This is a genomic window from Pseudomonas sp. GW821-FHT07F05 (assembly GCF_059418765.1).
This window is the reverse complement of record NZ_JBWKQL010000001.1, coordinates 714,646-735,253: the sequence shown is the minus strand read 5'-3', so window position 1 is coordinate 735,253 and position 20,608 is coordinate 714,646. Positions and strand designations below refer to the sequence as shown.

General features: G+C 62.5%; 21 protein-coding genes and 1 riboswitch. Of the genes, 3 read left to right on the top strand and 18 right to left on the bottom strand.

The annotated features are described in order from the left end of the window. Positions 1-361 precede the first annotated feature (361 nt). Positions 362-1,726, bottom strand: coding sequence for a DNA recombination protein RmuC (locus tag AC07RO_RS03455; RefSeq protein ID WP_282367612.1), 1,365 nt, complete (start codon positions 1,724-1,726; stop codon positions 362-364). Between the two features lie 1,080 nt (positions 1,727-2,806). On the opposite strand from AC07RO_RS03455, the gene AC07RO_RS03450 reads away from it, so the two are divergent. From AC07RO_RS03450 to AC07RO_RS03440, 3 genes are all read left to right on the top strand, one after another. Continuing rightward, positions 2,807-3,031 carry a hypothetical protein gene (locus AC07RO_RS03450; protein WP_122535677.1) on the top strand — a complete coding sequence of 75 codons (225 nt, stop codon included), beginning with the start codon at positions 2,807-2,809 and terminating at the stop codon, positions 3,029-3,031. Positions 3,032-3,322: 291 nt separating this feature from the next. Further along, entirely contained in the window at positions 3,323-3,814 is a 492-nt protein-coding gene (locus tag AC07RO_RS03445) for a hypothetical protein (protein ID WP_423572869.1), read from the top strand. Between the two features lie 138 nt (positions 3,815-3,952). Next, the gene (locus AC07RO_RS03440; protein ID WP_495085277.1) at positions 3,953-5,245 is read left to right on the top strand and encodes an OmpP1/FadL family transporter; all 1,293 of its coding nucleotides are present in this window, start codon (positions 3,953-3,955) and stop codon (positions 5,243-5,245) included. A gap of 110 nt (positions 5,246-5,355) precedes the next feature. Here the strand turns inward: AC07RO_RS03440 and AC07RO_RS03435 are convergent, their stop codons facing one another. From AC07RO_RS03435 to AC07RO_RS03355, 17 genes are all read right to left on the bottom strand, one after another. Further along, complete coding sequence (locus tag AC07RO_RS03435) at positions 5,356-5,907, bottom strand: glutathione peroxidase (RefSeq protein WP_495085276.1); 552 nt, start codon at positions 5,905-5,907, stop codon at positions 5,356-5,358. 93 nt (positions 5,908-6,000) lie between these two features. Continuing rightward, the gene (locus AC07RO_RS03430; RefSeq protein ID WP_346630616.1) at positions 6,001-6,948 is read right to left on the bottom strand and encodes a GlxA family transcriptional regulator; all 948 of its coding nucleotides are present in this window, start codon (positions 6,946-6,948) and stop codon (positions 6,001-6,003) included. A 67-nt stretch (positions 6,949-7,015) separates the two neighbouring features. Next, the gene (locus AC07RO_RS03425) at positions 7,016-7,753 is read right to left on the bottom strand and encodes an adenosylcobinamide-GDP ribazoletransferase (RefSeq protein ID WP_495085275.1); all 738 of its coding nucleotides are present in this window, start codon (positions 7,751-7,753) and stop codon (positions 7,016-7,018) included. Continuing rightward, entirely contained in the window at positions 7,754-8,326 is a 573-nt protein-coding gene (gene cobC / locus AC07RO_RS03420) for an alpha-ribazole phosphatase family protein (protein ID WP_495085274.1), read from the bottom strand. It lies immediately after the preceding gene. Further along, positions 8,323-9,375 carry a nicotinate-nucleotide--dimethylbenzimidazole phosphoribosyltransferase gene (gene cobT / locus AC07RO_RS03415; protein WP_495085273.1) on the bottom strand — a complete coding sequence of 351 codons (1,053 nt, stop codon included), beginning with the start codon at positions 9,373-9,375 and terminating at the stop codon, positions 8,323-8,325. Before cobT ends, cobC begins: the two co-directional genes overlap by 4 nt. Further along, complete coding sequence (gene cobU, locus AC07RO_RS03410) at positions 9,372-9,893, bottom strand: bifunctional adenosylcobinamide kinase/adenosylcobinamide-phosphate guanylyltransferase (protein WP_495085272.1); 522 nt, start codon at positions 9,891-9,893, stop codon at positions 9,372-9,374. The genes cobT and cobU overlap by 4 nt, the downstream gene beginning before the upstream one ends. Next, positions 9,893-11,362 carry a cobyric acid synthase gene (locus tag AC07RO_RS03405; RefSeq protein ID WP_495085271.1) on the bottom strand — a complete coding sequence of 490 codons (1,470 nt, stop codon included), beginning with the start codon at positions 11,360-11,362 and terminating at the stop codon, positions 9,893-9,895. Before AC07RO_RS03405 ends, cobU begins: the two co-directional genes overlap by 1 nt. Next, the gene (gene cobD, locus AC07RO_RS03400; RefSeq protein ID WP_495085270.1) at positions 11,359-12,351 is read right to left on the bottom strand and encodes a threonine-phosphate decarboxylase CobD; all 993 of its coding nucleotides are present in this window, start codon (positions 12,349-12,351) and stop codon (positions 11,359-11,361) included. Before cobD ends, AC07RO_RS03405 begins: the two co-directional genes overlap by 4 nt. Beyond that, the gene (gene cbiB, locus AC07RO_RS03395) at positions 12,344-13,252 is read right to left on the bottom strand and encodes an adenosylcobinamide-phosphate synthase CbiB (RefSeq protein WP_495085269.1); all 909 of its coding nucleotides are present in this window, start codon (positions 13,250-13,252) and stop codon (positions 12,344-12,346) included. The genes cobD and cbiB overlap by 8 nt, the downstream gene beginning before the upstream one ends. After that, entirely contained in the window at positions 13,249-13,899 is a 651-nt protein-coding gene (gene bluB / locus AC07RO_RS03390) for a 5,6-dimethylbenzimidazole synthase (RefSeq protein ID WP_495085268.1), read from the bottom strand. Before bluB ends, cbiB begins: the two co-directional genes overlap by 4 nt. 165 nt (positions 13,900-14,064) lie before the next feature. Further along, complete coding sequence (locus AC07RO_RS03385) at positions 14,065-15,366, bottom strand: cobyrinic acid a,c-diamide synthase CobB (RefSeq protein WP_192172853.1); 1,302 nt, start codon at positions 15,364-15,366, stop codon at positions 14,065-14,067. Continuing rightward, entirely contained in the window at positions 15,363-15,974 is a 612-nt protein-coding gene (gene cobO, locus AC07RO_RS03380) for a cob(I)yrinic acid a,c-diamide adenosyltransferase (protein WP_282367588.1), read from the bottom strand. The genes AC07RO_RS03385 and cobO overlap by 4 nt, the downstream gene beginning before the upstream one ends. A 107-nt stretch (positions 15,975-16,081) precedes the next feature. After that, positions 16,082-16,307, bottom strand: a riboswitch (cobalamin riboswitch). 127 nt (positions 16,308-16,434) lie between these two features. Beyond that, on the bottom strand, positions 16,435-16,971 hold the full coding sequence (locus AC07RO_RS03375) for a C40 family peptidase (RefSeq protein WP_192172855.1): 537 nt from the start codon (positions 16,969-16,971) through the stop codon (positions 16,435-16,437). A gap of 87 nt (positions 16,972-17,058) precedes the next feature. Further along, positions 17,059-17,748, bottom strand: a complete 690-nt coding sequence (locus AC07RO_RS03370; protein ID WP_192172856.1) for a C40 family peptidase — start codon at positions 17,746-17,748, stop codon at positions 17,059-17,061. 66 nt (positions 17,749-17,814) lie between these two features. Continuing rightward, positions 17,815-18,588, bottom strand: coding sequence for an NAD-dependent deacylase (locus AC07RO_RS03365; protein WP_495085341.1), 774 nt, complete (start codon positions 18,586-18,588; stop codon positions 17,815-17,817). 8 nt (positions 18,589-18,596) lie between these two features. Then, on the bottom strand, positions 18,597-19,301 hold the full coding sequence (gene hda, locus AC07RO_RS03360) for a DnaA regulatory inactivator Hda (protein ID WP_074890952.1): 705 nt from the start codon (positions 19,299-19,301) through the stop codon (positions 18,597-18,599). A 216-nt stretch (positions 19,302-19,517) separates the two neighbouring features. Beyond that, positions 19,518-20,591: an AI-2E family transporter gene (locus tag AC07RO_RS03355; protein ID WP_282367596.1), complete on the bottom strand. Its 1,074-nt coding sequence runs from the start codon at positions 20,589-20,591 to the stop codon at positions 19,518-19,520. Between the last annotated feature and the right edge of the window lie 17 nt (positions 20,592-20,608).

Genomic DNA, 20,608 nt, shown 5'->3' with positions numbered 1-20,608 from the left:
CATTTCTCCCTTAAAGGACGAACCGGCTCCCGACGTCACATGTGCACACACTGCGTACGGGAGCGAGTGTGGGTTGTATACGAAGTAAGAGGCAGAATGCGTGCCATTGCGGACCAAAACCGCTGGCAAGGCGCCAAAACAGCGGGTTTCCAGCAACCGAAGACACCGAAATTTTAGATTTCAAAACGGGGGATTGCAGATGCCGCGCCTGCCCGCAGTGCACCGTGACCAATGTCGGTGCGTTTTCATGGGGCAGGAGACGGGCAAAAGGGAGAGGCAAAATGTGTATACGATCACCGCGAGCTTTGTTCCAACTTATCAGCCTGCGTGCTGCCGCATCCTCGTAAGAAACAGTCCCGATTCACTCGGGCAACTGCGCCAGTCCATCCGGGTCAGTCATCGCCCGCTCCAGCAGATCCGCCGGCAGACTCTTGCTGGCCCGCGCGCCGAGCAGCTTGAGCTGTTCGCTGCGGCTGACCAGATTGCCGCGCCCCTCGACGAGCTTGTTACGCGCGGCGCCGTAAGCTTTGTCCAGCTGCTGAAGACGGTTGCCGACCTCGTCCAGGTCCTGGATGAACAGCACGAATTTGTCGTAGAGCCACCCTGCCCGCTCGGCGATCTCCCGGGCATTCTGACTCTGCCGCTCTTGCTTCCACAGACTGTCGATGACCCGCAGCGTCGCCAGCAGCGTGGTCGGGCTGACGATCACGATGTTGCGATCGAAGGCCTCCTGGAACATGTTGGGCTCGGCCTGCAACGCCGCAGAGAACGCCGCTTCGATCGGCACGAACAGCAAAACGAAATCGAGGCTGTGCAGCCCTTCAAGGCGTTTGTAGTCTTTGCCGGACAAGCCTTTGACGTGATTGCGCAGGGACAGCACGTGCTGCTTCAGCGCCGCCTGGGAAATCACCTCATCGTCGGCCGACACGTACTGCTGATAGGCCGTCAGACTGACCTTCGCGTCGACAACGACCTGCTTGTCGCCAGGCAGCATGATCAACACGTCAGGCTGGAAGCGCTCGCCGTCGGGCCCCTTCAGGCTGACCTGGGTCTGGTACTCGCGGCCCTTTTCAAGACCGGCATGCTCGAGCACCCGCTCCAGAATCAGTTCGCCCCAGTTGCCCTGGGTCTTCTGGCCCTTCAGCGCACGGGTCAGGTTGTTTGCCTCATCGCTCAGGCGCAGGTTGAGCTGCTGCAAGCGCTCCAGCTCCTTGCTCAGAGAGAAACGTTCGCGGGCTTCGTTCTGGTAACTGTCTTCGACGCGCTTTTCAAACGACTGGATGCGTTCCTTGAGCGGATTGAGCAACTGCCCCAGCTGCTGCTGACTGGTCTCGGCGAAGCGCTGTTCGCGCTCATCGAAAATCTTGCCGGCCAGTTCTGCGAACTGCGCACGCAGCTCGTCGCGGGAGCCCTGCAGATCGGTGAGGCGCTGCTGGTGACTGTCCTGTTGTTCGCGCAGCTCGGCGCCAAGGGATGCGCACTGGGCGTCGAGTCGGCGCAGCTCGGCCTCTCTGGCGGTCCGTTCGCGGCCCCAGTCTTCCTGGGCCTCGCGCGCGCCTTCATGCTGCTGGCGCAGCAACTCCACTTCCCGGCGCAGGGCCGCCAGGTCTGCCTGCTTCACTGCATTGGCTTGGGCGAGATCACTGATCTCGTCGCGGCTGGCATCCAACTGAGCATTGAGCCCATCCTGCGCCATCTGAGCGTTACTCAAGCGCTCGTCGAGCAACGCGGCGTCCGCCTCCCGTTGCGCCAGGCGCCGCTGCAACTGCCACGCCAGCCCCAGCAAAGGCACCGCCGCCACCGCCAATCCCAGCAACAGGCTGGTTAACTCAAACACCATAAAATCCAGACTCCGACATTCAGGCAGGCAGCATTATGCGCAGAAGCGAGCTCGACGTCCGATCCGGGTTAATCAGTGCCCGGCCAAGACAAAAATACGAGCGAATGCTTCAGAAGCAGCGTCGTAGAGCCAGCGCTTGGGACAATCCACAGAACCTGTGGATAACTCAGTGGACAACACCCCTTAAGCTCTCGCAAACGCACGTAGAATGGGGCCTGCGTTCAAACTGACGATTTTTTCACCAGCGTAAAAAAACGATGGTTTTCATTGACTTAATAATTCGTTGCATTAAATCAAGCGGTTAGCGGACGACGTGACAGTGACATGACAGATACCTTTCGCAATGTGCACAAGTGAATTTCGTCTGTACCTAAGCCGGTTTCCATAGCCATGGCATTCGCTCAAAATTCGCGAAAACAAGGCACGGCCCCACCCTTCCCGCTCCATATGCTGTAGTCTTTTGCGCCCCGCGTTATGCCGCTTAGCTAACCTATTGCAAGTCAGCGCTTGCGTTGTTCCTGTAACTCCATTAGCATCGCCGCCGTTAGTACCAAGCTGAAAGTCAATTCTGATCGAACAAATCCCCCAATCCAGGTCCGCCAACTGAGCGAACGGATTGAAAACAGGGATCGATCACCTCGATGGTTTCCAGACATGAACTCACACGACCTGCCGAAGAAACGGAGGGGTGTGCAGATCATTCATGCTCTTATCAACCAGCCTGCAAATTGATCAGGATCTTCACCTCGAGCATCGAACCTTAGCTCGCGTTGTGTTGCCTGCCCTCCTAAGTACCTACCAGTCAGCCCCGCGCCACATTTTAAATGCGCTCAACTGGCTGCTTTTTGTTCCAGACAGGTTCTGCGCCCTGCCACTGACTCGCATTCGAGCATCGGTCCGCGTTTACTGGAACGTTTTTATTTTGCACGCCTCTTATTGCGTGTCGATTCAGGAAACACCCATAACATGACTACTCATATCCAGACTCAAAACGCTATTCGTACACTGACCAACGCTTTTGCCCCGATGAACTGCCTGATCATGGCAACCCGCAAAGGCTGCTTCAGCTTCACCATCGTCAACGAGCACGGCATCGCCCGCCATAGCGAACGTTTGTACCCGGATCAATACTCCACCGATGCTCCGCTGCAGGCTGTCATCGACCGTACGCGTCAGGCCCTGGTTGCTTGATACCGTTGCCTGATACCGTCCGTCGGTAAATATCGCTGCATCGACAAGGCCTCACCCGATAACGGTGGGGCTTTTTTGTATCTGTTTTACTTACAGAAAAAGCGACAGATGCAGTAATGAATACCAGTCACGCCGTACATGCCGACCGGGAACTCGCCGTAAAACAGGCCTTTACACCGTAAATATCACACTACACTTCAAGTCAGCGGCGCAGGTCGCTGCCGATGGGCCCACTCCATCACTGCTGCCAAGCGCCAGGGCCCGCCTACTCATCAACTCCCCGAGGGTGTTATGGGAATCGCCGCCAGTGAACTGTGTCGCTACGTCATCCGCCCGACGCTTCTCTATCTCGGCCGAGCCAATCGGGCCGCCGAATCCTTGCTGCTGGGGGTCGCCGCCAGCCAGTCCGCGCTAGGCGCCGAGCTGGACAACCCGCGCGGCCATGGGCTTTACAGCATTGCGGACACTCAGCACCGCCAGCTATGGGATGAATACCTCGCCCGCGATCCGGACCTTGCCAGCCTCGTCCGGGGCCTGGCAAGCCAGCACGCGTTCCTCACTGGCCCTGATCTGGAACTGACGGTCAACCTGCGTTATTCGACTGCCATCGCGTGGTTGATGGTCGAGGCGAGCCATATTTCGCTTCCGGATGCAGATGATTCGTTGGCCATGGCGCAAATGTGGCGCGAGATATTTCAGCCCGGCGGCCAACTGCAGGATTTCACCTCGGCATGGCAAACATGGGTCAGCCCCTTGTTTCAGCCCTCGACGGCCATTTCGTGACCGATTGGTATTGACTGAAAAAGCCGCGAACTTTCAGGATTGTCCTACAAGAACCGCTCTAAATCGGCTGATCCAGGCTATAGCGCGCTGGCAGAAATATTGGTAATTTCCGCGCGGTGATCAACAGGAGTTCTAACAATGAAAAAAACAATGATCAAATCCAGCCTCAGTCTCGCCATCACTCTTGCCTCTACTCAGATTTTCGCCTCCGGCTTTGCCCTGAACGAACAAAGCATCAGCGGCATGGGGACCGGTTTTGCGGGCCGTACCTCGTCCGTCGATGACGCCAGCATCGTGTACGGCAACCCGGCCGGCATGTCGCGTCTCAAGCGCGCGCAGGCGACCGTGGGGGTCGCGGCTATCGATGCCTCGACCGACATCACCGACACCAGCGGCCGCAGCACCGGTTCCAACAAAGGCGACATGGTCCCTTTCATCGCCGTGCCGATGGGCTTCTACGTGAACCCGGTCGACGAGCACTGGGCGTTCGGCTTCGGTGTCTACGCGCCATTCGGTCTGGTCACCGACTATGAAGACAACTTCCAGGGCCGCAACTTCGGCAGCAAGAGCATCGTCAAGGTCGTAACCTTCCAGCCGACCGTCAGCTACGCATTCAACGACAAGGTGTCGATCGGCTTCGGTCCGACCATCAACCGTATTTCCGGTGCGCTGGAATCGGCACTCAATGTCAGCCCGCTGCTGGGTGCCCGCACCGGCGACGGCCGCGTGCAGGTCAAGGGTGATGACGTCGGTTACGGTTTCCACGCCGGTATCCTGGTGCAAGCCACCGATACCACCAGCGTCGGCCTGACCTACCACTCCAAAGTGACCTACAACCTCGAAGGCCACACTGAAGTGACTCCGGGCGCAGGCGTGCCTGCCCAAGTACTGGGCGCGGGTCGATACGACGCCAAGCTGAACATCGACACGCCTGAAACCGTGGACTTCTCGGTCACGCAGAAGATGAACGATGCCTGGAAGCTCTACGCCGGGGCCACCTGGACACGCTGGAGCCGTCTGGAAGACATCACCGTGAAGAATTCGGGCGTCACTCGCGCGGGTGGCGTGGCTGCGCCAAGCCTGGTCGGTACCATCACCGAAGAGCAGAACTGGCATGACACCTGGGCCTACGCCGTGGGTACGTCGTATCAGTTGAACAAGCAGTGGGTGTTGCGTACCGGTCTGTCGTTCGATCAGTCGCCGACCAACAACGAGAACCGCTCGCCGCGCATCCCGACAGGCGATCGCACGATCTTCAGCCTGGGCGCCGGTTACAGCCCGACCGACGACATCACCATCGATGTGGCCTACTCCTACCTGCAGGAAGAGAAGGTCAAGGTTGCCGACTCGAACGCTCTGGGTCAAAGCTACAACGCCAAGTACGACAACAGCGCCAACGGTTTCGGCGTGGGCATGACCTACCGCTTCTGATGCAGTGGGCGGGACAGGCAGATCACCTGTTCGCCAGACCAAAAACCCCGCAACCAGTGATGGCTGCGGGGTTTTTCGTTGTGGCCGGTCTGCTCTGCCTCAGCGCGCCTTCACGGCTTCGAAGCGATAGCCTTCTCGATGGCTGAAATCAATTCGGGATCGTCCGGCGCGGTGTTGCTGGAAAAGCTGGCAACCACGTTGCCTTTGCGGTCGACCACGTATTTATAGAAGTTCCAGCGCGGCGGATTGCTTTGCTCGGCGAGGACCTTGAACAGGTTGATGGCATCGGCGCCACGCACCGGCTGCGGTTCGGTCATGGTGAACGTGACGCCGTAGTTCACGTAGCAGACTTTGGCGGTCTCGGCAGCGTCTTTGGATTCCTGCAGAAAGTCGTCCGAGGGGACCCCAAGGACTTCAAGCCCCTCACCCTTGAAGCGCTGATTGAGCGCTTCCAGCCCTTTGAACTGCGGCGCAAAGCCACAGAAGCTCGCGGTGTTGACCACCAGCATGGGCTTTCCGGCGAACTGTTTGCACAGGTCGATATCCTGTTTCGCCCGCAGCTTGGGCAGCTCGCCCTGCAGCAGTGGCGGGCAATCGGCGGCCGCCGCGGCGCCACTGAGGGCAAGCAACAACAGAGGCGCGTGAATCCAGCGTAGGGCCATGGCGACGTCCATTCATGAGCGGGCAGGAAAGGTGGGGCTGCCGCTACGCTACTCCGCCGCGCGATGAATGCCTAGCGCCAACCAAACGGGCTATCAGCTGGCTTTGTCGGTGGCCGTGAACGCCCGCTGGATCGCCTGGGGCGGTTCGCCGAAGTTGCGCAGAAACGCCTGGCGCATCCTTTCCCGATCGCCGAAACCGGTCTCCCGGGCGACCACTTCAATGGGGTGCCGACTGGTTTCCATCATCGCCCGTGCCACTTCCACCCGCAGGCATTCGATGGCTTTCGCCGGGGTCTGGCCGGTCTCCCCGCGGAACACCCGACTGAACTGGCGAGGACTCAAGCGGGCGATGGCGGCAAGTGCATCAATGGAGAGATCACTTTTGAGGTTCTCGCGGGCGTAGGCCAGCGCCAGCTGCACGCGGTCGGACTTGGGGTCCAGTTCCAGCAGCGTCGACAACTGGGAATGCTCGCTGCCGCGACGTTGATAGATCACCAGCTTGCGCGCGACCTGCCGGGCGATGTCGGCGCCGAGGTCGTTCTCGACCATCGCCAGAGCGAGATCAAGGCCGGCGCTCATGCCCGCACCGGTCCAGATCTGGCCGTCCACGGTAAACAGTTTGTCGTCCTCGACGCGAACGTTCGGGTAGCGCTTGCGAAACTCGGGGGCGTGAATCCAGTGCATGGTGGCGCGCTTGCCGTCGAGCAAACCGGCCTCTGCCAGCACAAACCCGCCCGTGCACAGCGACGCCACCCGCCGCGATTGAGCCGACGCAGTGCGCACGAACTCAAGCAGGCTGGGAGTCGGCAATTGCAGGTCCATATAACCGCTGACGATGATGGTGTCGTAACCGTCGGCCTGCAATGGCGTGGTATTGACCGAAAAGCCTTCGGACGACATCACCGCCCCGCCGCTTTCCGACACCAGATGAAAGGAGTACGCCGCCTCGCCCTGCATCAGGTTCGCGCAGGTCAGCACGGACCCGACCGACAGGCTAAGGGACTGAAATTGCGGGTACACCACCAGCGCAACGCTATGCATGACACCTCTCAGAATGATCAGCCGACCGCAGATCCTGTGGGAGCGACCGGGGTGGCGCTCCCACAAATCAATCGCACATCAGCGCCAACGTCACCAGCACCAAGGTTTCCAGCAGTTCGAGCATCGCGCCAGCGGTGTCGCCGGTAGAGCCGCCCAGCCGTTGCATCATCACCCGACGCAGCCAGAAGAAGCCACACGCTGTCACCACCAGCACCCACGCCGCCGCGCCGCCACCGATGAGCACGCAGACCACCGCCACCGCCGCCAGCACCCGCACGCCCGTCTTGCGCGGCAGGTGATCGGCCAGCGCCTGGCCCAGCCCGCCGGCGCGCACATACGGCGTGTTCAGAAACAGCGCCAGCATCGCCGCGCGGCCAATCACCGGGGCCAGCAGCAGGCCAACATCCGTGTGCGCGTCAATCAACGCCAACAGCGCGGTGAATTTCAACAACAACACCACCACCAGCGTGACCACCGCAATCGGGCCGCTACGCGGATCTTTCATAATCAGCAGCGTGCGGTCGCGGTCGCCGAAACCACCAAGCCAGGCGTCGGCGCTGTCGGCCAGGCCATCCAGGTGCAGCCCACCGCTGAGCATCACCCATGCCGCCAGCAGCAAAGCGGCATGCAACAACATCGGCGCTCCGTCGAGCAGATGATTCAGCGCCATCAACAGCACGCCGAACAGCAAACCCACCAGCGGGTAAAACAGCAGCGAGCGCCCCGATTCCTGGGGCGTCGGCATGCCCGGCAGGCGAATGGGCAGGCTGCTGAGGAACTGCAAGGCGATCCAGAACGGCAGCATTTAAACCTCCGTCAACTCACCGTTGCCCTGGACATCGAGCCCGAACATACCACCGTGGGCCACGGTGACCTGCAGCAAGTGTTCGCGGGGCAGACCGCGGGCGCGGGCCAGCAGCAAACGCATCACCCCGCCATGGCTGATCAGCAGAATGCGCTGTCCGTCATACGCCCGCTGCAACCGCTCAACAGCGGTCAGCACGCGGGTGGCAAATACCTGAACCGGCTCGCCATTGGGCGGCGTAAATCCGTACGGATCTTCCCAGAAACGTCCCAACCCGGCAGCAGCGGTTTCCATCAATTGCGCAGGGCTCTGGCCTTCCCAGTCGCCGAAATGCAATTCCTGAAGACCGGCTTCCAATTCCACGGGCAAGCCCAGCCGCCCGGCCAGCTCGTCGGCGAAACGGGCGCAGCGTTGCAGTGGCGAGCTGACGATCCGGTCCCAAGGCCCACGATCAGCCACCGCCGCACGCATCTGCTGCCAGCCGATGTCGGTCAGCGCGTCGTCGATGCTGCCGCGCAGGCCGCCGCCGAATTCGGTTTCACCGTGGCGCAGCAAATCCAGATGCAGCGTCATGCCGGGCGATCTGCCACGGCGGCTTCGGCGAAGGTCGCCATGCCTTTATGCAGCTCGCAGGCCAGACGCAACAATGGCACCGCCAGCGCCGCGCCACTGCCTTCGCCCAGACGCAATCCCAGGTCCAGCAACGGCTCGGCCTGCAGCGCGTCCAGCACCAGGCGATGGCCCGGCTCGGCACCGCGATGGCCGAAGAACAGCCACTCCCGGCACGACGGATTGATGCGCACCGCCACCAGCGCCGCCACGGAACAGATAAAACCATCGACCAGCACCGCGATGCCCTCCTGCGCGCAGGCCAGATAGGCGCCGACCAGCGCCGCGACTTCAAAACCACCGAGGGCGCGCAGACTGGACAGCGCGTCACCGACAGAAGCGGCATGCAGCCGCAGGGCACGTTCGATCACTTGCGCCTTGTGGCTCACGCCTTCGGCATCCAGGCCGGTGCCGGGGCCGGCCAGCGAGGCGGCGGGGCAATCGAGCAACGCGCACGCCAGCGCACTGGCGACGGTGGTGTTGCCGATGCCCATTTCGCCGCCGATGAACAGCTCGGCGCCCGCGGCCTTAGCGCGCAGCACGCTGTCGCGACCGCCATCGAGCGCAGCGTGCAGTTGCGCCTCACTCATGGCCGGACCCTGGGCAAAATTCGCGGTGCCCGGGCCGAGGTTGAGATGACGCACGCCCGGCAGGTCCAGCGGGGCAACCGTGCCCAGATCGACCACGTCCAGCTGCGCCGACAGCTGCCGCGCCAACACGCTGATGGCCGCGCCGCCCATGATGAAGTTGTGCAGCATCTGCCCGGTGACTGCCTGAGGGTAGGCCGAAACCCCTTCAGCGACCACGCCGTGATCGCCGGCAAAAATCGCGATCCAGACCTCATCGACCTCCGGTTTCAGGCGACCCTGCAGGCCGGCCAGTTGCACCGCCACGTCTTCCAGTCGACCCAAAGAACCGGTCGGTTTGGTCAGTTGCTGCTGACGGGCCAACGCTTCTTCGCGGCTGGCGTGATCGACTTCTCGGGCAGGCGCGAGCCACCAGGCGTTACTCATAGTGCGGGTCCTTTCAGGATCATGGGCAGTCCGGCGACAGTGAACACCACGCGCTGGCAACGTTCGGCCAGCGCCTGATGCAGCCAGCCGGCTTCATCGACATAACGACGGGTCAGCTCACCGAGGGGCACGACGCCCAGCCCGGTTTCGTTGCTGACAAAAATGATTTCGCCCGGCAGTTCCGCCAGACCATCGAGCAAGGCTTCGCGCTCTTGAACCAGCCGCTGCGGATCGTCCAGCATGAGCAGATTGGTCAGCCACAGGGTCAGGCAATCCACCAGCAGGCAGCCGCCCTCCCCGGCGTTTTCCCGGAGGACGCGGGCCAGTTCGACAGGTTCTTCGACTAGCCCCCACTCCGCCGGACGACGCTCGCGGTGCACGGCGACGCGCTGGTTCATTTCGCCGTCCAGAGGCTGACTGGTGGCGATGTAGATGACGTCGAGGCCGCTGTCGCTGGCGAGCTTTTCAGCCAGCCGACTTTTGCCGGATCGTGCGCCGCCGAGGATCAATTGCAGCATCAGGGTTGCTCCAGGCCGCAGAGTTCACGCAGTAATGTGCCGTCCAGGTGGGTTTCCACCAGATCGGCCAGGCGCTCGATGTCGCGCTCGCGCAGGGCGTGGTAATCCACCAATTGCACATTCTGCAGCCCGGCCCATCGCAGCAACGCGCTGCTCGACGCAGGATTCTCGAACAGCCCGTGCAGGTACGTGCCGAGCACTTGGCCGTCAGGACTGCACGCGCCATCGCAACGACCGTCGGCCAGCTGGACCAACGGACGCTCCAGCGCCGCGCCGGTGGTCACGCCGGCATGAATCTCGTAGCCGCTGACGTCGGCGTCTTCGAGGGTCAGCCGCCCGCTCACATTGCGCAGCTGTTTCTCTTCTTCCAGCACCGTGCTCAGGGCCAACAGCCCCAGGCCCGGGCTTGAACCCGCCGCGCCTTCCAGTCCGTGCGGGTCGTGCAACTCTTCGCCCAGCATTTGCAGGCCACCGCAGATGCCCAGCACTTTGCCGCCGTATCGCAGGTGGCGGTGGATGGCGGTGTCCCAGCCATTGGCGCGCAGATAAGCGAGATCACTGCGCACGCTTTTCGAGCCGGGCAGGATGATCAGGTCAGCGCCGGGAATCGCCTGCCCAGGGCCGACGAATTGCAGATTCACCTGGGGGTGCAGGCGCAGCGGGTCGAAGTCGGTGTGATTACTGATGCGCGGCAGGACCGGCACGATGACATTGAGCACCTGCTCGGCCTTGTCGGTCTGGCGCTGATCAAGACCGTCTTCAGCCTCCAGATGCAGGTCCATCACGTAGGGCAGCACGCCCACCACCGGTTTGCCGGTGCGCTGTTCGAGCCAGTCGAGGCCGGGCTGAAGCAGCGCGATGTCGCCGCGAAAACGATTGATGATGAAACCTCTGACCCGCGCCTGTTCGCTGGGCGACAGCAATTCCAGCGTGCCGACCAGATGGGCAAACACCCCGCCGCGATTGATGTCCGCCACCAGCAGCACCGGGCAATCCACCGCTTCGGCAAAGCCCATGTTGGCGATGTCGCCGGCGCGCAGGTTGATCTCGGCCGGCGACCCGGCGCCTTCGACCATGACCACCGGCCAGCCTTCGCTGAGGCGGCGATGGGAAGCGAGTACGGCCTGCATCGCGATGGCTTTGTAGTCGTGGTAGGCGACGGCGTTCATGGTGGTGACGCCGCGCCCGTGAATGATCACTTGCGCGCCCGTGTCGCTGTTGGGTTTGAGCAGCACCGGGTTCATGTCGGTGTGGGGTTCGAGGCCGCAGGCCTGGGCTTGCACGGCCTGGGCGCGGCCGATCTCGCCGCCGTCCGCGGTCACTGCGCTGTTGAGCGCCATGTTCTGTGGCTTGAACGGCACGGTGCGCACGCCCTGTCGGGTCAGCCAGCGGCACAGCGCCGTCACCAGCGTGCTTTTACCGGCATCGGACGTGGTGCCCTGCACCATCAGGGTTTTGCCGATGTTCATGGGCGCTCCCGGGAGAACTCACTCAGTGCCTGTTCCAGACGCTGCCAGTCGGCGTCCTCGCGGGGCAGGCCGAAACGCAGGCTCCTGTTGTTGTTGAAGATGCGCAGAAGGATGCCCCGGTGTGCGCAGAACTCATACAGTTCTTCCGCCAGCGGCGTGATCAGCCACTGAAACAGCGCGCAGCCGCCCTTAGGCGCGAAGCCGTGGCGGCTGAGCACATCAACCAGACGCTGACTGGCCTGCTCGGTGCGCTGGCGCTGGCGTTGATGCCCGGCCACGTCGTTGAGACAGGCCTGACCGATGATGCGGGTTGGCCCGCTGACTGACCAGGGGCCGATCTGCCGCGCCATGACTTTGAGAAAGCGCGGCTCCGCCAGCACAAAACCCAGGCGCACACCGGCCAGCCCGAAGAACTTGCCGAACGAGCGCAATACGATGAGCCCCGAACGCTGGGTGTAAGCCGCCAGGCTCAACTCCGGCGTGTTGTCCATGAACGCTTCGTCGACCACCAGCCAACCACCACGCTGGGCCAGCCGCGTGTGCCATTCCAGCAGGCGTTCGGGCGTGAGGCTCAGGCCGGTGGGGTTGTTCGGGTTGACCACGACGAGCACGTCAAGGGTGTCGATGAACCGCTCCACTTCGTGCTCAAGCACTTCGCGCACCAGAAAACCGGTGTTGCGCCAGGCCTCGGCGTGCTCGGCGTAGCAGGGCGACAGCACACCGACCTTGCCGGCCTGGCGCAGACGCGGCAGCGCCTGAATCGCCGCTTGGGAACCGGCAACCGGCAGTACGTCCGTGGCGCCGTAGTAGCGGCGGGCGGCGGCTTCCAGACCGTCATCGGTTTCCGGCAGGCGCCCCCAGGCCGCTTCCGGGATCGCCGGGATTGGCCACGACCACGGCGAGATCCCGCTGGACAGGTCCAGCCAGTCCGCCTCATCAATGCCATATTTCAGGACTGCGCCACGCAATCGGCCGCCGTGTTCAAGCATAGAATTCTGTCCCCAGACACAAAATCAGCAACCACAGCCACACGCCGCGCTGCACCAGTTGCCAGCCGCGATCGATGGAGTCCGCGTCCGCCGGCAAGCCTTCGCCCAGGGTCGCGCGCTCATGCAGCTCGCCGTGATAAATCGCCGGACCGCCCAGCTCGACGCCCAGCGCACCGGCGCCGGCGGCCATCACCGGGCCTGCGTTGGGGCTGTCCCACTTCGGGGCCTGGGTGCGCCAGCAGCGCAGAGCCAGTCGGGTGTTGCCCAGCAGCGCGTAGGTTAATGCCACCAAGCGTGCCGGAATGTAGTTGAGCAAGTCGTCGATTTTCGCCGCCGCCCAGCCGAAGCGTTCGAAGCGCTCGTTGCGATAGCCCCACATGGCGTCGAGGGTGTTGCTCAGGCGATAGAGCACAACGCCCGGCGCGCCCAGCACGACGAACCAGAAGATCGCCGCGAACACCGCGTCGCTGCCGTTTTCCAGCACCGATTCGGTGGCTGCACGGGCCACTTCGGTGCCGTCCAGCTCGGAGGTCTGGCGACTGACCAGATAGCCGACGCGCCGACGCGCTTCGGGCAGATCGTCGCTGCGCAGCGCCTGGGCGACCGGCTCGACGTGCTCGCCCAGGCTGCGAAGACCCAACGCGCAGTACAGCGCCAGCACGTCCACCAGCCAGCCAATCAACGGTAGCCAGCTGAGCAACGTGGCGATCAGGGTCAGCGGAATGACGGCGATGAACCACGCCGTCACGCCATGGCTGCGCCAGCCCCGGCCGGCAGCATTCAGGCGCTGTTCGATGCGCTCGGCAAAACGGCCGAACGCCACCAGCGGGTGGTTCCGTTTTGGCTCGCCGAGCAACGCGTCCAGCGCGACCCCGGCGACGCTCAATAACGCCACACTCATTCAATCACTCCCCATGTGTTCTCGTAGACCAACTCTTGCAACGCGCGCGGCTGCGCCCAGCCCTCCAGCACCAGCATCGGCGCCGGGTAAAATGCCTTGACCGGGCCCAGGCACAGGATCGCCAGGGGTTTTGAACCGGTTGGCATCTTCAGCAGATCAGCCAGGGCCTGGGGATCGAACAGCGACACCCAGCCCATGCCCAGACCCTCGGCACGGGCCGCCAGCCAGAGGTTCTGGATCGCGCACGACAACGACGCCATGTCCATTTCCGGCAGGGTGCGACGCCCGAAGATGTGTTTGTCGCGGTCGTCCATCAACGCAGCGACCAATACCTCGGCGCAGTCGCTGATGCCCTCGACCTTCAGCTTCATGAAATCGTCGGACCGCTCGCCCAGGGCTTCGGCGGTGCGGATGCGTTCTTCTTCCACCTGCGCCTGAATCTGCGCGCGCAAGGCCGGATCGGTGATGCGCAGGAACCGCCACGGCTGCATCAGGCCAACGCTCGGCGCGTGGTGGGCGGCTTCGAGCAGACGGGCCAGCAACTCCGGCGCGACGGTGCCCCCGCAGAAGTGACGCATGTCGCGACGCTCGGCGATGGCGCGGTAAACGGCGGCGCGTTCGGGGTCAGTGAAGGTGTGTTCAGTCATGGCTCGCCTGTCCCGCGAGTGAAACACAGCAATCACCTGCGATGCGCCCCATGTAGGAGTGAGCTTGATCGCGAAAGCGGTTTTTCAGAAAAGGAGTGGGATCGGACGCGCCCACTTTGCGAGCAGGCTCGCTCCCACAGAATGCGGCGGTTGAATTAGATGGGCTCATGGCAAAAACAGCGCCGCCATCGCCTGGGGATTCGAGGGAAAGTAAAAGTGGACATACGACGCAGTCATGCGCCCTTCGCGGTACACCGCTTCGGCGCCGCGCCCGCCATTGGGGCTGAGGCCGCGGGCGATGGGGGTCAGCTCGGTGCTGGTCAGGGAGTGGTGATAGGTGTGGCCACGCAGGATGCCTTCCGGCAGTTCGACCGATTGCAGGGCCAGGGCGGCCAGACGCTTTTGCATCACGGCTTCCCCCTTGAGCAAGCCCACCCCTTCGGCGCGCTGGCCGTCGACATCGGTCAGGGCATCGAGCAGATACAACATACCGCCGCATTCGGCGAGCAGGGGCTTGCCGGCGGCGTGGTGCGCGCGAATCGCGGCCAGCATGCTGTGGTTTTCCGCCAGCGCCGTGTGATGCAGTTCCGGGTAACCGCCCGGCAGATACAGGCTGTCGGCGTCGGGTAATTCGCGGTCGCGGATCGGCGAGAAGAACGACAGTTCGGCGCCCATCTCCCGCAACAGGTCGAGGCTGGCACCGTAGAAAAACGCAAACGCCTCGTCGTGGGCGATGGCGATTTTCACACCGGCCAGCAGCGGTTCGGCCGGCACGAATTCCGGCGCGGTAAAGGTCACGGACGGTGGCAACGTGGCGTCGCAGGTGCTGGCCAGTGCGGTGGCCGCAGCGTCAAGGCGCATGTCCAGGTCATTCAATTCGCTCGCCTGCACCAGGCCGAGGTGCCGGCTGGGCAGCTCAATGCCGGTTTCACGGGACAGCGCGCCGTACCAGCGCAGGCCTTCAGTCAGGCTGCCTTCCAGCAACTGCGCGTGGCGCACTGTGCCGACGCGATTGGCCAGCACGCCGGCGAATGGCAGATCCGGCTGATAGCGCGCCAGCCCAAGCGCCAGTGCGCCGAAGGTCTGAGCCATGGCCGTGCCGTCAATCACCCCCAGCACCGGCACGCCGAAACGCCGGGCCAGGTCTGCGCTGGAGGGCGTACCGTCGAACAAGCCCATGACGCCTTCGATGAGGATCAGGTCGGCGTCGGCGGCGGCTTCCCACAACAGACGCCGGCTTTCGGCCTCGCCAATCATCCACATGTCCAGTTGGTACACCGGATGGCCGCTGGCGCGTTCGAGAATCATCGGGTCGAGAAAGTCCGGTCCGCATTTGAACACGCGCACCTTGCGCCCCTGATTGCGATGCAGACGGGCGAGTGCGGCGGTGACGGTGGTTTTGCCCTGGCCGGACGCGGGCGCAGCGATCAATACTGCCGGGCAGTGCCGGGGCTGGCGCTCACTCACAGTTCGATGCCTTTCTGCGCCTTGATGCCGGCTTGAAAGGCATGCTTGACCACGCCGATATCGGAAACGGTGTCGGAGAGGTCGATCAGTTCCTGCTTCGCCCCGCGACCGGTGACGATCACGTGCTGCATCGGCGGGCGTGCCTGCAAATCGCTCAGCACCTGCTCCAGGTCCAGATAGCCGTGCTTGAGGGCAATGTTCAGCTCATCGAGCACGACCATGCCGATAGAGGCGTCCTTGAGCATTTCCCGGGTCACGGCCCAGGCGGCTTCGGCGGCGGCGATGTCGCGCTGGCGGTCCTGGGTTTCCCAGGTGAAGCCCTCGCCCATCACGTGGTAACGCACTTGTTCGGGAAAGCGGCGGAAGAACAGCTCTTCGCCGGTGCTGTGGCGGCCTTTGATGAACTGCACGACGCCGCACTGCATGCCATGGCCCATGGCGCGGGCCAGCATGCCGAAGGCCGAGCTGCTTTTGCCTTTGCCGTTGCCGGTCAGGACCAACAGCAATCCGCATTCATTTGGCGCGCTGGAAATGCGCTCGTCCATCACCGCCTTTTTGCGCAGCATGCGCGCCAGGTGGCGTTCGTCACGTTCGGGGGATTCGCTCATCTCAGCTCTCCGCTTGAGGGCAGGTGTGGCAAACGGAGGGCACAGGCAAAGACTGTCAGCAGGCACCGGACATGGCCCGGCCTGCAGCAGAGCATCGCCCTCCGTGATGCTGTTCGATGGATCAGGCCGGTCTCCGGACTCATGAGTTGCCACAACCGTGGCAGGCCAGGCGCCTTCCCATGTTCAGCGAACACAGTGGCATTGTGCGTGGCCTTGACTCATTTACCGTTGCGGAGGCAGCGCCGGAATTGATCGCACGAGCAATCGCACCGGCTTCCCTGTTTCACCCTGTGGACCAACAAGGTCCCGGGCACCTGAAACATGGCGCGAAGGTTAGAGGGTTGACTGGGGAGCGTCAATCGAACCGTGGACAGAGCGCCCACGGGTTTACGGGATTTCACCCTGGAATGCACAGGTGTTCCTGCAGCAGCAGCCCATGAACACGTTGCCTCAAAAACGACTATTGCCTGGCAAGATTCGATGGCTGGATAACGCGCTTGGCATTCAGCCAGGCCTTTTGCCAATAAGGCTTGTCCAGGCTGTCGAGTTTGACGGTGCCGCCGGTGGCCGGTGCATGAACGAATCGCCCTTCCCCGACGTAGATGCCGGCGTGGCTGACGTGGGAGCCGCCGCCCGTGGCGAAGAACACCAGGTCACCGGTCTGCAACTGGCTGCGGTCGATGTCCGGGCCACGCAGGGTGATCATTTCCCGCGTCGATCGCGGCAAGGTGATACCGGCGGCGTCGTGGTAGACATAGCCGATCAGGCCGCTGCAATCGAAACCCGAATCAGGCGTGTTGCCGCCCCAGCGATAAGGCGTGCCAACGAGGCCGATCGCGCGCAACAAAACGTCGTCGGCGAGCGGTGAAGAAAACTGGGGAGGAGCGGAGACCACAGGCCGGTAGACGACCTTGCGTGGAGCAGGCGGTGGAGTGCTGGAACATGCGGCCAGCAGCACAGCCAGAGAGGCGACGATCAGGCGAACCGTTAACGACATAAACACGACAACCTGTGCGGGATGCAGCTTACTTTGCCGAGGGCCGGGGTCGCGCGCAAGAGGGGTTAGCCCTTTGCGCGCCCGGAATTAACGGGTTTGGCGCTTGATTGTAGTCGAGCTCATCGCGGTAGTGGTTGCAGGTACCGTTGAAGGTGCCATCGCCAGCGCGCGTTTGGCTTCGATGAACGTCTTGGCCCAGTAGGCATCGTCGAGGCTGTCGACGCGGACACCACCGCTGCGGCGGCTGCTGGAGTGGATGAATTGATCATCGCCCAGGTAGATGCCCGCATGGCTGACACGACCACGGCCGGCAGTGCTGAAGAACAGCAGGTCGCCTGGCTTGAGGTCATTGCGTTTAACGAGAGGGGCATCGATGTTGATCATTTCGCGGGAGGAACGCGGCAGGCTCATGCCCGCCTCTTCGCGGAAGAGATAACCGATGAAACCGCTGCAGTCGAAACCAGAGGTGGTCGACGTGCCGCCGAAGCGATAGCGAGTGCCTATCAGGGATTTGCCGCGCTCGAGGATGCTGTCAGCCAGAACCGGCAGGCGGTACGGCTTGTTATCGGCAAATTGAGCGAGCTCGTCTTCGGTGGCGACTTCGTCATCCAGTACGGAGGATGCGTAATCGGCACGCTTGCTGGCGGATTGAGCGGTGGCAGAGTCCCGGAACTGGGGGCTTTGCGACTGTTGTTGCGACGTCGGCATCTGGGCCGCACAGCCGAACAACAGCGTTACGAGTGCGAGAGGCACGAGGGGTGCGAAGCGGTTTAGCATGTGCACGACCGTGGCTGAAGTGTAAAGAAGCCGAGACTATGCCTTCAATCGTACCCATTTGCAAATTCAATCGAAACAAATGTGACTTACGATGTCGTCCATCACTTCTAAGGCTCTACACCTCAGAAACGCATCCATGTGCGCGGAATGATCGGTCGGCGAAGGGTTTATCTCGGCAGTAAAGCCTCCCGTCACCCGAGCGCGCAGCATGGGCTCATGAATGTACGGGAAGCTGGCGGTGGTTCCGATGCTGAGCACAGCATCAAAGCCTTTTGCCATCTCTTCCTGAAGCACGTTCAGTGCCAACTCTGGCAACATCTCCTCAAACAACACCACCGATGGCCTCAAAACGCCAGTACAGCGGGCGCACAGCGGTGGCAGTGGCCGGTTGAGGTGCTCGCTCAACTGCAGATCTTCGGCGCCACAAGATTGACAGTAGAGCGGCGCCAACTGGCCATGAATTTCGATCAGCCGTTCTGGCGGACTACCCGCAGCGCGATGATAGCCGTCGACGTTTTGCGTCAACACCCAGCATTCCGGCTTGCGCCGCTGCAATTCGGCGATGGCATAGTGCGCCGCATTGGGACGTCCATCCAGGCAAGCGCTGCCCAATTGTGCAATGTATTTCCAGCACAGCGCCGGATCACGACGCAGCATCGGGCCGGACAACGCCATTTCGATCGGCAGGCCGTCGTCGGTCTCGCCGTTGTACAGACCACCGACACCGCGATAGGTCGGCAAACCCGAATCCGCCGAAAGGCCAGCACCGGTGATGATCAGGATGCGTGTGGCATGGCGCAGGGCCGCGGCGGTTTGCAGGACTAAAGCCTGATCGACCACGGACGCGCTTACCAACCGAGGGTTTCTTTCAGGAACGGAATGGTCAGCTTGCGCTGGGCCTGCAGTGAGGCTTGATCGAGCTGTTCAAGCAGGTCGAACAGCGCACTCATGCTGCGCTTGCCGCGGGTGAGGATGAAATGCCCCACTTCGTCGGTAAGGTGCAGCCCGCGGCGGGACGCGCGCAATTGCAGGGCGCGGAGTTTTTCTTCGTCGGACAACAGGCGCATCTGGAACACCAGCGCCATGGTCAGCCGTGATTTCAGGTCCGCCAGCTTGACCGGCAGCTCTCGGGGCGAGCATGAAGCGGCGATGAGCAAGCGTCGGCCACTGTCGCGCAGCCGGTTGAACAGGTGGAACAACGCCTCTTCCCATTCAGGCTTGCCGACCACCGCCTGAAGGTCATCGAGGCACACCAGTTCGTACTGCTCCAGATGATCGAACAGGCCGATGCCTTGATCGAGCAGTTCGGCCATCGGCAGATAAACCGCCGGCTCGCCCATCTGTTCGAATCGCAGGCAGGCAGCCTGCAACAGGTGCGTGCGCCCTACCCCGTTCTTGCCCCACAGATAGATGAGGCTTTCTGTCCAGCCGGCCTCGGCTTCGCACAGCCGCTCGACATAGCCGAGTGCAGCGGCATTGGCGCCTGGATAGTAATTGATGAAGGTGGCGTCATCACGCAGACGCACACTCAGGGGCAGCTGAACTGGTTTCATGCTGGCTGAACGGTTCGTGACGAACCGCCAAGGGGCCTCTGTGAAAAGTGCGCAAAGTCTATACCCGCAGGGCTGGCCGCACAATGCGGCAGACCGCCAGCAAAATCAAAGGCTTGCGTATGTCACTGGTATCACTGGGGAATACGGGCAAAACCCGCCGAGAAAGAAGGCGCGCGGTGAGCACCGCGCGCCGGTACGCATCCTGATTCGCGGGAATCAGAGATCCGGGTCGTCCAGACCGCCGTAGATGTCCGAATCCTTGTACAGGTCATGAACATGGCGCACCAGGACCATGATCACCGCCGCCACCGGCAGGGCCAGCAGGATGCCGGTGAAGCCGAACAGCTCGCCGCCCGCCAGGATCGCGAAGATCACCGCAACCGGGTGCAGACCGATGCGGTCACCCACCAGCAACGGGGTCAGCACCATGCCTTCCAGCGCCTGACCGACCATGAACACCGCGACGATGCCCAGCATCGGATACAGGTCGCCGCCGAACTGGAAGAAACCCGCCAGAATCGCCGAGCCGATGCCGATCACGAACCCCATGTACGGCACGATGGCCGCCAGGCCGGCAATGACACCGATCAACAGCCCCAGCTCCAGCCCGACCAGCATCAGGCCGGCGGCGTAAATCACGCCCAGCGCGACCATCACCAGCAACTGGCCGCGAATGAACGCACCCAATACCTCATGGCACTCGTCCGCCAGCGCGACGATCTTCTTCTCGCGGTGACGGGGCAGCAGGCTGCGCACCTTCGCCATCATCACGTCCCAGTCACGCAACAGATAGAAGCAGACCACCGGGATCAGCACCAGGTTGGTCAGCCAGCCGATCAGCGCCAGGGTCGAGGTCGTGGCCTGGGACAAGACGATGCCGACGATGTCGCCGGTCTGGCCCATGTGCTCCGAGATCGCCGCCTTGACCTTGTCGAACTTCCAGAAGCCGTCTGCCAGCCCCAACTTGGCCTGCGCCCACGGCATGGCGGTGTGTTGCAGCCAGTCGAGGATTTGCGGTGCCAGTTCGTACAGGCGGTAAAGCTGCTTGGCCAGCATTGGCACCAGCACCAGCAGCAGGCCCATGAAAATCAGGGTGAACAACAGGAACACGGTCACCACACTCATGGTGCGGGACAGCTTCAGTTTTTCCAGCCGGTCTGCCAGCGGATCGCCCATGTACGCCAGCAGCAGCGCCACGAGGAACGGCGTCAGAATCGAGTGCAGCAGCCAGACGAACAAACAGACCAGGACAACCCCGCCCAGCCAGAACCAACGACGCGTATCAGTCATTACTGCCTCTTTCCCCA